Raw genomic sequence first — 12,793 nt, 5'->3', positions numbered from 1 at the left:
GAGCCCCTTGAGAGACGCTCAGCGCGCCCGATCCCTACTGGGAGACCTGAGACGACTCCCGAGCCGCCAGGGGTGCCGTAGAGGTCCGCGCGAGGGCATCCCCACCCGGACCGGGCATCCGCTCCTGCGGGCTGGTCCCGTTCAGGACCCGAGCCACAGCGAGGCAGGGGCCGTAGATGACCTCGTCCTGGGAGTTGCCCATGCCCTGCGCTCCGTGACGCTCCGCCTCGTTGGCTACCTGCTCCAGCCAGGAGGCGAGAGGCTCGGCCAGTTCAGGACTGACCACCGTCCTCCACTGCGCCGCAGCGAGCGCCCGGAGCTCTTGCGCCGCCTCTCGGAGTTCGCCGGCGACGGTTTTCTCGGTGGTGTCAGCCATGGTTGGCCTCCCCCGTGGTCGCTCCGCCGGACTCCAGCAGACTCGCTGCCAGGCCCATCGCCGCAGCCTGAATGACCGCAGCGATGCCGCCGCTCTTGCCTGCCGCGACATCAGCGACGGCGTCACTCAGTCGTGGACTGGCGTAGGCGCGCAACTCGGCGACGCAGCGGGCGCGCTCGTCAGCGCGGATGGCCGCCTCGCTGATCGTCGCCTCGGTCTTGGTGTCAGCCATGGAGAGCCACCTCCTGCGGGAACTCGCGGACCCGGAGATCCGCCGGCCAGTGCTCCCAGTCGCCGCCCTTGCGGTCGCCGTGGCCGAAGATGCTCTTGCCGCCGACGAACTGGTCCTTCGCCCACGCGGCGCCGAGCTGCTTGACGAACGGCGCGACACGGGCGGACCGGCACTGCTCAACGAGTGAGCGAACCCAGGCCACCTCTGTGACGCGGGACTTCGGCCCTGACTCTCCACCGGAGATGATCCAGGCGATCCCGTCCGCAGAGTCGAAGTCGCACGAGTCGCAGTCGATCTGAGTGAGGTCATCTCCGTACGGGCCGAGGATGTGGTCCGGGAAGGCGTTGGAGTGAAGGACTGCCCGGTTCCATGGCAGCAGCCAGCGTGACAGGTCCAGTTCTTCGAGCAGCGGCTCACAGGACAGGAACAGGGTCTTGGCGCGGCTTTTGAGCAGCTCTGGGATGCGCTGCTCGGCGAACCGCTGCGTCTCCACACTCGCGCCCAACCACACGTGGTCCGGCCACGAGTCGCCCCACGGCGCCATGCCCGCCACGTTCTCCGGCCGCTTGGTCAGGAGCTGCCAGCGCAGCCACGGCGTCGCCTCGATCAGATCCCACAGCCGCTTGCGGGGCTCGTCGAGCTGCGGGTGGTCCTCGAACACGTCCGCCATCGACGCGCAGAACACCTTCGCGGGCTTGCCGTCGCGTTCGGCCTGACGGTTCCAGCGCACCGGCTGGCGCCAGTTGTTGTCCGACAGCATCCGACGCTCACCGTGCCGCCGCCAGAGCTGGTGGCCGTACCGCTGGGCGTCCCGGTCGGCGTAGCAGAACCGGCACGCTGGGGACACGCGGGAGCATCCCCACCAGGGGTTGAACGTGTGATCCGTCCACTGAATTTTCGTGGTCTCAGCCATGGGTGTCGTTCTCCTCTCTCGTGTTCAGGGGGTCAGGAGTGACCAGTTGGAGTGATGGCGGTATGGAGTCGTCCGCCTCCTCCAGGCCGGGCGGGTCGTGCTCGACACCACCGAGCACGACCTTGAAGCGGGGCGGTGTCGGGTTCGCCATCTCGACACGGGCCAGGACGGGCCAGTCGTCGGCGCGTATCCCCACCGCAGGCGGCGTCCACGAACCGTCCGCCTTGCGGTAGTTCTTCTCCCAGTCCCACGGCAGGTAGCAGGGCAGCAGCCCGCCCCGGTTCGGCAGGGGCGTCGGGAGGCCAGCGTCGCGGCGGCGGTTCTCCGCCATGTTCGCCGCGTCGGCCTCCTCCCGGTGGCGGGAGCAGAAGCGGGCCATCTGCCATGTGCCGTCCACCGGGTTCGTCACCTGGAAGCCGACCTGGCCGCTGCGCCCGCACGGGCGCTTCGCCCTCGGCAGCTCGACCACGCACCCAGCGTCGTACGGCTCCGCGTGCGGTTCGTAGCGGGGCAGGTCGGAGCGGATCAACTCCCAGAAGCGGAAGTTGTCCAGCCCCATCACCTCACACGCCCGCCTGATGCGTTGACCGCGGGGGGCGCGCTCCACACCGAGAACCCAGATGGACGTGACGACGAACATGCGCAAGTCGCCGCCCCACCGGTTCGGGCGGGGGAACCGGACGTCCTTCATCGCCCGCGAGACGTCCTCGCGGACCTTCAGCAGGTAGCGGAGATCTTCGCCGTTCACGTCTCCTCCTTCGGGTCAGGGGGTCCAGGGTCGGAGAGCAGCCGGTCCAGAAGCTCGATCAGCTCCCACATCGGGCCACGAGCTGGCGGCAGTGGCCGCTCCGGCCGCAGCCGTTCCGCGTCGAGACGACGCTGCCGATCCCACAGCTCGTCGACCGGCCGGCGACTCATGGCGCGTCCTCGCCGGCCATCGCCCGCCGGACGAGCTCGGCGCCGCGAACCTCGGTCCCCGGCGTCGGCGGCCGGGACGGCTTGAGCGGGTCCCGAGACGCCTCACGCAGGTCCCTCGGCGAGCCGTCCGGGTCCACCAGCAGGCGGACCACCTCAACCAGGACGCGCGGCCATTCCCAGCCCGCGGTAGCCGCAGCAACGATCGCGCTCCGCAGGTCGGTCTCCTGCCAGTCGGGCCGGACAGCGAGCGACAAGGCGACCAGCGCGGGCACCGCCCGGCGGATCTCGGGCACCTCGTCGGTCTTGGTCATGGCGAGCCTTCGATCTCAGCCAGCCCCGCAGCCTTCAGGCGCGCCTCATGCGCGGGCGCCGAAAGTCGGCGCCCGTCCGCGTTCACGCACACCGCGCCGGGCAGCGCCTTGCAGGGCGGCCATGGGCACGGGACACGGATAGCGGCGATTCTGGCCGGGTCGTGGTCGGCGCCGCGGATCTCGGTGTACTCCGTGGACGGCTCGACCTTGGCCATGATCTGCTTCGGAAGCGCGAACCCCTGGGCCATCTCCGCCAGCGCGTCCTTCAACGCTGCCTGGTAGTCGACGGGCCGATCAGCCAGCTCCGGAGCTGGCGCGGGGAGCGCAGAGCGGCTGATCCGCTCGGTTCGCAGCGCCTTCACCTCGCTGAGGAGCTCGGCAAGGCTGATGAAGACCTTGTGATTGGCGAGACGGGTCGCCGCCTCGGCCGCGTCGCGGGCTTCAACGTCTTTGAGCCCGGCGGCGTACCAGGCGTCGGGGGTTTCGTCCTCCAGGCGCTGTTGCGGCCATAAAGCGCTGACGAACTGCACGAACTTCACAGCTTCGACTGGGGTCATGCCGGGATCTCTCCTTTCGGGATGGTCGCGTTCACGCGCTGCTGCTCGGCCCTGACGGCCCGCTCCATGGCAGCGCTGAGAATTTGGGCGTTACGGGATCCACCCGTAGGTGCGTCCCGGTTGCGGGGTGGCTGGCCTTGGAGCTCGACTCGCAGCGTTTCCACCGAGACGGAGCGGCCCTCTTTCGCCAGCCGCAGAAGAGCGTCACGAACCTCGGAGTCGGCGTACTTCTCGGCCTTCAGCGCCTTCAGCACGATCCCGTTGATCGCGGGCCACTTGCACATCGGCTCAGCTTCGGCGTAGGCGTCGGTGATCCGCTTCGAGCGCTGCGTCAGGGTCAGACCGGCGATGACGTCGAGCGGGTCGCGCTCCGGCCGGGCCGCAGGCTCGGCAGCCGAAGGCTGAGCAGGCCTGGGACTGGGTATGGGAAAGAGCTCCGTAGTACCTACATCAACCCGTTCCCAGCGCGCGCCCGCGCGCGAGCCATCGCTTGCTACAGCTTTGCCATCGCCCGGATGGCTACCGGATGGCAAATTGCTATCGCGTGATGGCTGGTTGCCATCGGGTGAGTTGACGGGGTCCTCAACAGGCGTAACGGCATCGTCTGACTCGCCAGAAACGGGGGCTGCCATGTCGCGGCCATCTGCTTTGCCATTCGGTTTGCCATCACCGGATGGCAAATTGCTATCGCTCTTCTTGTTTCCCCAGCGTGCGGCGGCCCCCTTCTTCCCCGCCTCCGACCTCGCCGCGCTCACTTCTTTGTCCGGGAGGTAGTCAACGAAGTCGTGGATCATCCAGCCGTCGCTCACGACATCCCACATGCCGGCGTCCACGAGCAGCCTGGCCAAGTCCTTGCCGCGGGCTCCCACGAACCGGCGCGGGAGCGTGCTCGGCAGCAGGCCGGGCGTCTTGCCCTTCTTCCGCGTGTTGCGGTGCGCCCACGTAAAACACAGCGTCCACAGCCCGATGGCCGCGATTCCCTCGTCGAGGTCGAGGAGCGCCAGCACCTTCTCGTGATCGTCGAAGGCGTCATCCATGCGACCCCAGCCCATCAGACGGACGCTCCCTTGCTGGTGTTGCACGTTGTGCACAGGACCTGCAAGTTGTCCGGGTCGTCAGTGCCGCCCATGCTCTTCGGGTGGATGTGGTCGATCTCCAGGCCGCGATAAAGGTCGCGACCGTTCTTCTGGGGTACCGGGTCGCCTGGCCGCCACCCACATGCGCGGCACCGACTGCCGTCGCGCAGAAGGATCGCGGCGCGAACCCCACGCGGCACCGGAGGTTCGTGGCGTTCAATCTGTTCGGTCAGATCCACTGCCGCGAAGGCGCGCAACCTCGCCGAGCAGCAGTTGGCCATTGCGTCGAGCGCGGCAACAACCCTTCGCGGTTGGCCGCCGATGCGCTCCCACTCAAAGAAGGTCGGCACGTAGACCTCTTCGGTCTCCTCGTCCACCTCCAGCCAACCCGCCTTCTGCAACTCGTCGAGAGCGGCGCGCGTCCGGCTCTCGTCCATGTCAGCGGCGTAGTGCGTCCATCGCCTGACCCGAAGCGGCAGGACGCCAGCAGGGTCAAGCTCGGGCTGGCTGTACACCGTCAGGAATAGCCATTGGGTGCTCCTGTCCAACCCGTTGAAGCTGACGTCATCCCACAGGGACGAGGGGAAACGCGCTTCTTTACGTGCCACGTGCCTTGCTCCAGTTGGTGAGTAGTTCGGTCAGGTCCGGAGCTGGGCCGGTCTTCGGGGTTGGTCCACTTCAGTCCCCCTGGTCACTCAGGCGTTCGATTCCATAATACGCACTCAGTACGTGTTATTCGATCAGGTTACGAGGACACGCAAAAGCTGCGTGTTTTATCATCAGGTTGTGGTAACGCGCACATGAGACGCTGAAGGAGTGGAGTCCGAGATGACCGCTGAACTGGCAGAAGCCGCGACCGCCTACAACGAGGCCCCAAAGCGGCTGCGCGACGCGATCGTCAAGGCAGCCGAGACCAGCGACGCGACCGCGACAGAGATCGCCCAGGCCATCAACTTCACGTACTCCGTGGACTACGTGGCGAAAATCGTGCGTGAGGCCGGCGTGGCGCGGCCCCGCGGGCGGCGCAAGCGCAACCCGTCTGAGCCCTCCGACTCCTGACCTTCTGTCTGCCGGGACCTCGGTCACGATGCCTCCCCTCTCTGTGGTTGCAGGGCCGCCCACCCTTTTGGTCGGGCGGCCCCTTGTGTTGATCACGTCAGTGCTCCAGCTCAGGCGTCAGCTGAAGGCATGGCCATGGGGCTGGTCCGGCAAGTCGGCGGTGGCAAGGCGCGGCAGTGGCACGCCGGCGGTTCGGCATGTCGCTGATGCCGGGAGCGGGTCGGGCCCGGATTGTCGTGCTCGGCTAGACCTGGCATGGCAAGTCGGGAGGGGCCGACTCGGGTTGACATGTCGGCGTGGTGTGGTCGGGCGCGCTGATGGCAAGTCGTGTTGTTGTGGGAAGGCTCGGCTCGTCGACTAGGCGAGGATGGCGGTGGGGTGGATTGTCGAAGAGCAGTGGATAGCCCGGGTGTGGAGAGGCGTGTCGGCTGGGCCGGGGTTGGTAGGTGTCGACGCGGGAAGGCATGGCTGGTCGGAGCGGCGAGCGGGCGGATTGCCGCGGCAAGGCTGGTCGAAGTGGGTTGGCTGGCTGCGGTGGGACACGAGTAGGCGTGAGATGTCGGCATGGCGCGGCAAGGCAGGGACACGAGTGGGGCTGTCGGATCGGCACGTGACGGTCAGTTGCGGCGGGGCTTGTCGGGCGGGGTGGGCATGGGCGGCTCCGTGATGTCCGGGCTGGACTCGGGATGTCGGCATGGCGCGGGTTGTGTTGCCCCTGCGCGAGGCGGGGCTGGGTTTGTCGACTTGCCCTTGACCTGGAAAGGACTGGAGCGGCTTGTCGGCTGGGGGTTTGGCTAGCCGTATCGGTTACGGCGTCGCGGTCAGCCATGTGGCACCTCTTCGGTTACAGTCGTGGGTGGGTTGAGGGGCCCCGGCGTTTTGCCGGGGCCCGCTGTCGTTACTGGCGGTCGAACGCGAGCAGCTCGAACTTGCCGTCCGACCGGCCGCGGTCGGAGCCGATGCCGATGTCTTCGCCGCGCTCCCAGATGCGGCCCCACGCCTCCGGTTTGAGGAAGTCGTCGTGGACCTTCAGCTCGAACTCCAGCAGCGGGGACTGCACGAACTCGACGCGGTTGATCGACGAGCGCGGCCCTTGCGGGGTCATGACGTGCTTGATGCGTTCCTCCACCCCCGTGGGCTCCTTCACGCCGAGCCCGATGAACGTCTCCACGACGAACGCCCGCTCGGAGATCGTCGCCATGAGCCCCTTGCGGAAGCCCTTCGGCAGCGGCCGGCCCACGGTCGTGTCGGCGGCGGTTTTGCCGTCCCAGTCGGTGCCGGGGTAGGCGGAGTTCGCCCACTCCTTGAGGGCGGCCTTCATGCACCGGCCCTCATAAGCGAGCTCTCCCGTTTCGGGGATGCGCTTGAACCCGTTGATGGACGGCGCCGCGTCCGACTCCAGAAGCGCGTCGGCGAGCTCGTCCGCGGTCGGCTGCCGGTCCGGGAACCGCTCCAGCAGCGTCTTCTGAGTGAGCTCCTGAAGGTCCCGGTCGCCGACTTCCATGCGCGACTTCAGCCAGCCCTTGATGACGGACTCGGAGGACGGCACCCCGCCCACGATCTTGTCGAGGACCTGCAGCCGCACCCGGTACACGGCCACGTTGCTCTTGGTTCCGAAGATGTCGACGGCGCCCATCAGGCCCTCCCCCCAGCGACGCGAGGCAGCGGAGTGGCGCCCTGGCTGGCGGCGAGCGCCTGGTTCTTGCGCTTGAGGGCGTCGTTGGACGCCTCCAGCCGCTCGATCTCCTTACGGGCCAGCGTCAGCGCCTCCTCAGCCGAGGCGTCCGCTTCCAGCTGAGCGCGGGTGTCCCGCACCGCCCGCCGGGCCCGGCCGTAGTTCACGACCACGGCCTGAACCTCGGTCGTGTGCTGGATGGTGCGGAACAGCTCGAACAGCTCCCGCGGCGACTTGCCCGCCACGGCCTGGCCGGTGATCGCCTCGATGTCTTTGCGGAGCTCTGCATCGCCCTGGATCATCGCGACGACGGCGTCGAACTCTTCCGGGCTGTAGTCCTGCGGGTTTCGTGATCCCATGTCACATGTCCTTGATCTGTGAGGGTTTCGATTTAGGCGGCGGGAACGCCGACGGTGGCCGCGCGGCGCATGCGACGACGACGCTCAGAGGCGCGCTCGTCCTCGTTGAGGCCGCCCCATGTGCCGTACTTCTCGGGTTGGGACAGCGCGTAGTTCAGGCACTCGATGCGGACGAGGCACTGAGAGCAGACGGCTTTCGCCTTCCGCTCGCGGATGTCTCTCTCAGGCTGACGTTCGCCGTCAGGGCCGAAGAACAACACGAGGTCTTCGCCGCGGCACTGAGCGTCGTCCTGCCAACTCCACTCGGGCTTGTGGGTGCTCCTACGAGGCGCGCGTGGCACCGGGACCGGTTCAGGCACCGCCGTGATCTCTTCGAGTTCCGCGGCGACCTCCACCGCCTCTTGGTCCTGGCGAGCCTCTGCAAGGCAGGTCGCCAGCGTTTCGAGGTCGTCATCCCACGGGGTGAGCGGGCCGCCCTCGGGCAGGTCGAGGGCGGCGAGGATGGTCTCCCAGCCGTCAGGACGCTTCCTGCGCAGCCACCGGCCGGCGGGACCCGCCAGAGCGGGGTTGGCCTCTTCGGCGAGGTCGTCAGAGTAGAGCGGTGAGTTGGACATGCCGGGCTTGGCGAAGTCCTCATCCGTCTTGCACGCGATAGCGATCATGTGTTCAGTGGCCATGGTTCACCTCCTCGTTGCTTGTGGGGTCGCCGCCGGTGGCGCGGGCGGCGGATTGGTCGTGTTCGGCGAGCTCCGACGCCATCCGCCACAAAGCCAGCTCCACCCGTGCGGCAGCACGACCGGCAGCGGTAGGAGCAGCAGACACAGCCGCCTCCAGGCACGGGATGTGGGCCTTGATGCGTGTCAGATCCGCGGAGAGATCAGAGGGCATCGTCGCCTCCGGCCACGTCACGGGACGTCAGCAACTCGAACGCTGTGATGTCGGTGTCGAGTTGCTGCTTCTGGGCTGCGAGCTCGCGCCGGCGGCGGTCACGCCGCGCCCACCAGTCGTTCAGGCCGTCGATCAGGACCCAGCCCACGAGTGCCCCGAACGCGGCCACGGACAGCAGGCCGATGACAGCGAGGACGTTCTTCAGGAGCTCAAACATCACGACGTCATCCCTGCCTCGATCAGGAGGAGACCGCCGACGATGAGCGCGGTCATGAGAAGTGCGAGGCTCCACGTGGAGAGGGCGCCCTTCCAGCCCATGGCGTCAACCATGAGTGCGACCAGCGCAGTCAGAACGATCCCAAGGAGGGCGATTCCGGCGACGATCATCTCCCCCTCCTACGCTGTTCAGTGGTCCAGTCGTCGACCATGCCGTCCAGGACGTCGCCGGTCGGGACTCGGTCGGCCTCGACTGCGAGCCCGTCGCGGAGGAGCTCCTCCACCTGGGCGCGCGAGTAGCGGTCCTCCCGCTCCTCCCGCCGGCGGCGAGCTCGGCCGTCGACCTCGCGGAACTTGTCCCGCGCCCACACCACCGCGACGGCGATGAGGATGAGCACGACCAGGGCGATGGTCAGCAGGAAGGTGCCGTTGGCGGCGTCGTTCCAGAAGGCGGCCCACTCGGCCAAGTTTTCGAGGCTCACGACCCGATCTCCTTCCGGATCGCGGCCAGCACGTCGGCGGGACGCGGGGTGTGCCGGTCGAGGGAGATCACTGGGCGCCGTCCCGTCGCTGGTCCTGAGACAGCGCCGTACGGACTCCCGCCGGGAGAGCAATCCCTTGGCCGGCGAGTGCCTGCTGGAGGGCGTCCACGGTCGGCACCTCGCGATGCCGGGAGCCGCACTGCCACGCCAACACTGGCTGTGTACTCCCGGGCTTCCCGTCTTCCCACACCTGCGCCCAGAACGTCGCGCGGATGGAGTCCCAGCCGGTCGTGGTCAGCCTGGTTTCAGGCGAGCTGGGGGCGTTGGGGATGGTGTAGAGGCTCATCGGGCACCTTCCTTGGCGGCGGGCACGCCGGCGAGAGCCACCAGAGCGGCGCGCAGGCGGGCGACATGGTCAGGGAATGCCTCTCGGGGAGCGTTCGATGCGGCCTCGGCGAAGGCGTGGACCTCGCCGACGATCGCCGCCCTCAGCGCGTCCGGGTCCCAGACGACCGGCGTCTCGGAGCCCTCGACGACCACCGCCCGGTAGTGGCGGACGATCTCTGTGCCCTGCTCGTCGTCCACCCACCTGATGGTCTCCAGGCGCAGGACGTTGCCCTCAGCGGCCAGAGACAGGGCGGCCTGAAGGTCGTGCCGCCACCCGTCAACGGTCGAGCAGACGGCGGCGGCGACCTTCTCGGGGGTGATCTCGCTCACTGGGCACGCTCCTCTGCCTGAGCGGCCTCAGATGCGCTGAGGACCAGGCCAAGCAGGTGATCGGACTCCATACGCGTGGGTGCCGACAGCGCCTGCCGCATGGCCGCCTCTGTGGCCTCCAGGCGGGCCTGGAGCCGCTCCACCTCGCCGATCAGGAGCGGCAGCATGTTGACGCCTTCCACGATGAGTTCCGCCATGCGGCGGCGCTCGTCGTCGTCCTCGTCCTCCCCCTCGTCCCAGGTGCCCAGATCCCAGTCGGCGACCAGGTCGTTGCGCTTGTACGAGGAGGGGGTGCTGTAGCCGACGATCTCGCCGGAGCACTCCCGACTGACGCGCTGGAGAGCGGACTCGCGCCAGATCTGCATGTCACCCTCGCAGTCCGCCAGGAACCACGGGAGGTCTCCGACAGAGGCGAGCAGGTGCTTCAGGTGGGCGACCTTCTCGGGGGCGATGTCGCTCATTCCGCACCGCCCGTCTTAGGCAGGGCGGTGCCACCGAACGCGACGCCTTCGAGGTCGTCCGAGCGGGCAGCGAGAGCGGCCATCGCGGCGAGCTGGCCCGCCAGCTCAAGCGCCTCCTCCGGGCTCAGGTCCCACTCGTCCACGCCGCGCGGGTTGAGGCGGATGATGCCGTTGTCGAAGGTCAGCAGCTTTCCGCCGTCGTCCCAGGACAGACCCAACTCGGCGGGCCACTTCAGGACGAGCGGCGTTTCGTCGCCCCCGACGACCACGGCGCGGAAGGGAACCTCAGGCAGCAGCGTCGCCTCGTCGAAGTCTCCGTCGCCTCCGTCGTCCGCGAACGCCTCGATGCCGATGCTGACGACGTTGCCCACCGAGCTCATGTGGAGCTTCCAGTAGTAGCCGTCGTGGTAGTCGTTGTCGGCCTCGGTCAGCAGGTCGGCCACCAGCTCGACGGTGGGGGGCGTGGCCGCGACGGGCGTCTCGGGGGTTTCGGTGCTCATGCTGCGTCCTTCGGGGAGTAGGGGTGCCGGTAGTCGGCGGCGAAGGGGATGACGTCGTCGCTCACCGGGCAGAGCGCCAGCGGAGTGGAGCGGCGGCGGGTGAAGTCCTCAGACGGCACGATGCGAGCCAGACCAGACCAGCCCGTCAAGGAGCCGTGAGAGGACCAGCGGCGACGGAAGCGGCGGCCCCTGTGGCGGGCGAATAGCCCGCTCACGAGTGACCTCCAGCCCGCTCCAGGTCGTCGTGAGCCGTCTCGATCCGCGCCAGCAGCATCGCCGCCGTGTTCTGGCCCGCCGGGGCCGCCGTCGGCGACTCCTTGTCCTTCGGGTTGCAGCGCTCGCCGTACTCCAGCAGCTCCCTGCCGGCGTGTGTCCACCCGCCGTCCGGCCGCTGGGTGACGGCCTGGCCGCAGGTGCGGCACGGCGTCTCCTCAGTGACGGCGAGCGGCGGCAGGTCGGCGGATGCTTCCACGTCGCGGACCGCCTGCCGGAACTCGGCGATGTACGTCTTCGCGTCGGCGATCTTCGCCTGGAGCTGGTTGACCTCTTCCTGCCACTGGGTGATGTCGTTCGCGGCCCGCTGGATCTCCGGCTCGGCAACGCGGCGGAACGCCTCAACGACGGCGGGACGGTAGGCGAGACGCTGGTCGAAAACGCTACTGGTGGTGCTCAAGTTGATCTCCTGTTGGTGCAGTAGTTCGGGTAGAGCGGTGCGCTTGCCCGCCCCAGAGGGCAAGCGCGGGGAAGGTCAGGAAGGGGGGAGAGCCATGCCAGCCTTGAGCAGGGCGCGGGCGATGGTCTCCGCGCTGCCAGCGGCCGAAACGCTGTCGTCGATGGCGCCGGACTGGTAGATCACCTCGGCGACCTCCTCAACGGCCTCGGCGGACGGCTCGTCGGCGGCCTCCAGCGCCATGGCGGCCAGCACCGCCGCTGCGCCGAGCGCGTCGGCCGAGCTGAGACCATCACCTGTTCTGGTGAAGACGCGGATGCGGTCATACCGGCGCGTGAAGGTCAACGCGTTGCTGTCCGTCCACTCCCGGATGGGGTTCGCGGATTTCCACCAGGCTGGGCGGGCGAGCAGCATGGGCGGCTCGACGCCGACGGCCCGGTATAGGCCAGCCACGATCTCGGGCAGCGTGTCCGAGGTGACGCGCAGCCCGGCGGTTTCGATCGCGGCGAGCACTGCCGTCTCCGACGCGGTCAACGGGTTGTCCGCCATCAGGCACCTTCCAGGGGAAGCTCAGGCCAGCCGGGAGGGTCGAGCGGAAGTGCCTGGACGATCTCGTCAGCCAGGCGGGCAATGTCTTCGAACGCAGTAGGGACGTCATCGCGCGTGAAGGCGTAGATCGCGCACATCTCGATCTCGAAGGCCCTGGCCATCTGACAGGCATCCGCGGGCGCGATCCCGCGCCCAATCAGGTAGCGCTCCGCCACGGTCGGGTCCGTCTCCGACCACGGCATGATGGCGTTGGCCATCATCTGTTTGCCGAGATCGAGTGCCATGCTCAGCGCCCCTGGGGCGTTGGCGTCGTTGTAGAGCGCCCCGACAATCGCCAGTCGGTCCCCGAGTTGGTTCAGGCGAGCGCGAGCCGCTGAGCGTGACAGACGCTCTTCTGACGAGCGGTACATGGCCTTGGTTCTGGCAACGAGTCCGTCCAACTCGGCTGGTGTGAGTCGAACCACCGGCAGCCCGAGCGCGTACTGGATAACCAAGTCGAAGTTGGCGCCCTGGAAGTACTCAACCCCGGTCGTACGCGGCCAGCGCTCGGCACAGAAGTCGATCAACGCGCGCTCGTTTTCTTGATAGCCGATGTGCGGATCCGAGAACCACGAGCGGGTCACCGAATCGCCGTGTCGCGCCGCGCTCTTGGCGTGTTCGGACAGGCGCTTGTGCGCCTGCTTGGCCTGCCCGACTTTCACAGTGGCGCTCGCGAACTCAATCACGTAGACGTGGTGCTCCCACTCCTGGCGATGCTTTTCGCGCTGCTCTCTCTCCATGTCGCGCGGTGTGAACGCGGTCATGATCCTCTTTTCAGTGTGATGTGGTTGTGTG

24 protein-coding genes are annotated in these 12,793 nt (G+C 68.0%); 1 reads left to right on the top strand and 23 read right to left on the bottom strand.

Annotated elements, in window-relative coordinates; translation table 11 throughout:
- Positions 1–34: 34 nt before the first annotated feature.
- The 9 genes from ACFOY2_RS05015 to ACFOY2_RS04975 are packed head-to-tail and all read right to left on the bottom strand — an operon-like array spanning position 35 to position 4,991.
- The gene (locus ACFOY2_RS05015; protein ID WP_379526710.1) at positions 35–376 is read right to left on the bottom strand and encodes a hypothetical protein; all 342 of its coding nucleotides are present in this window, start codon (positions 374–376) and stop codon (positions 35–37) included.
- On the bottom strand, positions 369–608 hold the full coding sequence (locus ACFOY2_RS05010) for a hypothetical protein (RefSeq protein ID WP_379526709.1): 240 nt from the start codon (positions 606–608) through the stop codon (positions 369–371). The genes ACFOY2_RS05015 and ACFOY2_RS05010 overlap by 8 nt, the downstream gene beginning before the upstream one ends.
- On the bottom strand, positions 601–1,521 hold the full coding sequence (locus ACFOY2_RS05005) for a DUF5131 family protein (protein ID WP_379526708.1): 921 nt from the start codon (positions 1,519–1,521) through the stop codon (positions 601–603). Before ACFOY2_RS05005 ends, ACFOY2_RS05010 begins: the two co-directional genes overlap by 8 nt.
- The gene (locus ACFOY2_RS05000; RefSeq protein WP_379526707.1) at positions 1,514–2,269 is read right to left on the bottom strand and encodes a hypothetical protein; all 756 of its coding nucleotides are present in this window, start codon (positions 2,267–2,269) and stop codon (positions 1,514–1,516) included. The genes ACFOY2_RS05005 and ACFOY2_RS05000 overlap by 8 nt, the downstream gene beginning before the upstream one ends.
- On the bottom strand, positions 2,266–2,439 hold the full coding sequence (locus ACFOY2_RS04995; RefSeq protein WP_379526706.1) for a hypothetical protein: 174 nt from the start codon (positions 2,437–2,439) through the stop codon (positions 2,266–2,268). The genes ACFOY2_RS05000 and ACFOY2_RS04995 overlap by 4 nt, the downstream gene beginning before the upstream one ends.
- A complete protein-coding gene (locus tag ACFOY2_RS04990) occupies positions 2,436–2,750 on the bottom strand; it encodes a hypothetical protein (protein ID WP_379526705.1) in 315 nt (104 codons plus the stop codon). The genes ACFOY2_RS04995 and ACFOY2_RS04990 overlap by 4 nt, the downstream gene beginning before the upstream one ends.
- Positions 2,747–3,307, bottom strand: a complete 561-nt coding sequence (locus ACFOY2_RS04985; protein ID WP_379526704.1) for a zinc finger domain-containing protein — start codon at positions 3,305–3,307, stop codon at positions 2,747–2,749. Before ACFOY2_RS04985 ends, ACFOY2_RS04990 begins: the two co-directional genes overlap by 4 nt.
- Entirely contained in the window at positions 3,304–4,344 is a 1,041-nt protein-coding gene (locus tag ACFOY2_RS04980; RefSeq protein WP_379526703.1) for a hypothetical protein, read from the bottom strand. Before ACFOY2_RS04980 ends, ACFOY2_RS04985 begins: the two co-directional genes overlap by 4 nt.
- A gap of 14 nt (positions 4,345–4,358) precedes the next feature.
- Entirely contained in the window at positions 4,359–4,991 is a 633-nt protein-coding gene (locus tag ACFOY2_RS04975) for an HNH endonuclease (RefSeq protein ID WP_379526702.1), read from the bottom strand.
- Positions 4,992–5,211: 220 nt separating this feature from the next.
- On the opposite strand from ACFOY2_RS04975, the gene ACFOY2_RS04970 reads away from it, so the two are divergent.
- Complete coding sequence (locus tag ACFOY2_RS04970; protein ID WP_379526701.1) at positions 5,212–5,442, top strand: hypothetical protein; 231 nt, start codon at positions 5,212–5,214, stop codon at positions 5,440–5,442.
- An 898-nt stretch (positions 5,443–6,340) separates the two neighbouring features.
- Here the strand turns inward: ACFOY2_RS04970 and ACFOY2_RS04965 are convergent.
- The 14 genes from ACFOY2_RS04965 to ACFOY2_RS04900 form a co-directional block, all read right to left on the bottom strand.
- On the bottom strand, positions 6,341–7,078 hold the full coding sequence (locus tag ACFOY2_RS04965) for a hypothetical protein (protein WP_379526700.1): 738 nt from the start codon (positions 7,076–7,078) through the stop codon (positions 6,341–6,343).
- The gene (locus ACFOY2_RS04960; protein WP_379526699.1) at positions 7,078–7,476 is read right to left on the bottom strand and encodes a hypothetical protein; all 399 of its coding nucleotides are present in this window, start codon (positions 7,474–7,476) and stop codon (positions 7,078–7,080) included. The genes ACFOY2_RS04965 and ACFOY2_RS04960 overlap by 1 nt, the downstream gene beginning before the upstream one ends.
- Positions 7,477–7,508: 32 nt before the next feature.
- Entirely contained in the window at positions 7,509–7,817 is a 309-nt protein-coding gene (locus ACFOY2_RS04955) for a WhiB family transcriptional regulator (RefSeq protein ID WP_379527000.1), read from the bottom strand.
- Positions 7,818–8,353: 536 nt separating this feature from the next.
- A complete protein-coding gene (locus tag ACFOY2_RS04950; protein ID WP_379526698.1) occupies positions 8,354–8,584 on the bottom strand; it encodes a hypothetical protein in 231 nt (76 codons plus the stop codon).
- Positions 8,581–8,751 (bottom strand): hypothetical protein, encoded by a 171-nt coding sequence (locus ACFOY2_RS04945; protein WP_379526697.1) that lies wholly within the window; start codon positions 8,749–8,751, stop codon positions 8,581–8,583. The genes ACFOY2_RS04950 and ACFOY2_RS04945 overlap by 4 nt, the downstream gene beginning before the upstream one ends.
- Complete coding sequence (locus ACFOY2_RS04940) at positions 8,748–9,062, bottom strand: hypothetical protein (RefSeq protein ID WP_379526696.1); 315 nt, start codon at positions 9,060–9,062, stop codon at positions 8,748–8,750. Before ACFOY2_RS04940 ends, ACFOY2_RS04945 begins: the two co-directional genes overlap by 4 nt.
- A 67-nt stretch (positions 9,063–9,129) precedes the next feature.
- Entirely contained in the window at positions 9,130–9,408 is a 279-nt protein-coding gene (locus tag ACFOY2_RS04935) for a hypothetical protein (RefSeq protein WP_379526695.1), read from the bottom strand.
- Complete coding sequence (locus ACFOY2_RS04930; RefSeq protein WP_379526694.1) at positions 9,405–9,779, bottom strand: hypothetical protein; 375 nt, start codon at positions 9,777–9,779, stop codon at positions 9,405–9,407. The genes ACFOY2_RS04935 and ACFOY2_RS04930 overlap by 4 nt, the downstream gene beginning before the upstream one ends.
- Entirely contained in the window at positions 9,776–10,240 is a 465-nt protein-coding gene (locus ACFOY2_RS04925; protein WP_379526693.1) for a hypothetical protein, read from the bottom strand. Before ACFOY2_RS04925 ends, ACFOY2_RS04930 begins: the two co-directional genes overlap by 4 nt.
- Positions 10,237–10,740, bottom strand: a complete 504-nt coding sequence (locus tag ACFOY2_RS04920; protein WP_379526692.1) for a hypothetical protein — start codon at positions 10,738–10,740, stop codon at positions 10,237–10,239. The genes ACFOY2_RS04925 and ACFOY2_RS04920 overlap by 4 nt, the downstream gene beginning before the upstream one ends.
- Positions 10,737–10,859: a hypothetical protein gene (locus ACFOY2_RS04915; RefSeq protein ID WP_379526691.1), complete on the bottom strand. Its 123-nt coding sequence runs from the start codon at positions 10,857–10,859 to the stop codon at positions 10,737–10,739. Before ACFOY2_RS04915 ends, ACFOY2_RS04920 begins: the two co-directional genes overlap by 4 nt.
- Before the next feature lie 92 nt (positions 10,860–10,951).
- Complete coding sequence (locus ACFOY2_RS04910) at positions 10,952–11,413, bottom strand: hypothetical protein (protein ID WP_379526690.1); 462 nt, start codon at positions 11,411–11,413, stop codon at positions 10,952–10,954.
- Positions 11,414–11,488: 75 nt separating this feature from the next.
- Positions 11,489–11,959: a hypothetical protein gene (locus ACFOY2_RS04905; RefSeq protein ID WP_379526689.1), complete on the bottom strand. Its 471-nt coding sequence runs from the start codon at positions 11,957–11,959 to the stop codon at positions 11,489–11,491.
- The gene (locus ACFOY2_RS04900; protein WP_379526688.1) at positions 11,959–12,762 is read right to left on the bottom strand and encodes a hypothetical protein; all 804 of its coding nucleotides are present in this window, start codon (positions 12,760–12,762) and stop codon (positions 11,959–11,961) included. Before ACFOY2_RS04900 ends, ACFOY2_RS04905 begins: the two co-directional genes overlap by 1 nt.
- Positions 12,763–12,793 lie beyond the last annotated feature (31 nt).

Source organism: Nonomuraea purpurea (assembly GCF_042650645.1).
Taxonomy (GTDB): domain Bacteria; phylum Actinomycetota; class Actinomycetes; order Streptosporangiales; family Streptosporangiaceae; genus Nonomuraea; species Nonomuraea purpurea.
This window is presented reverse-complemented; position numbering and strand designations above follow the sequence as displayed.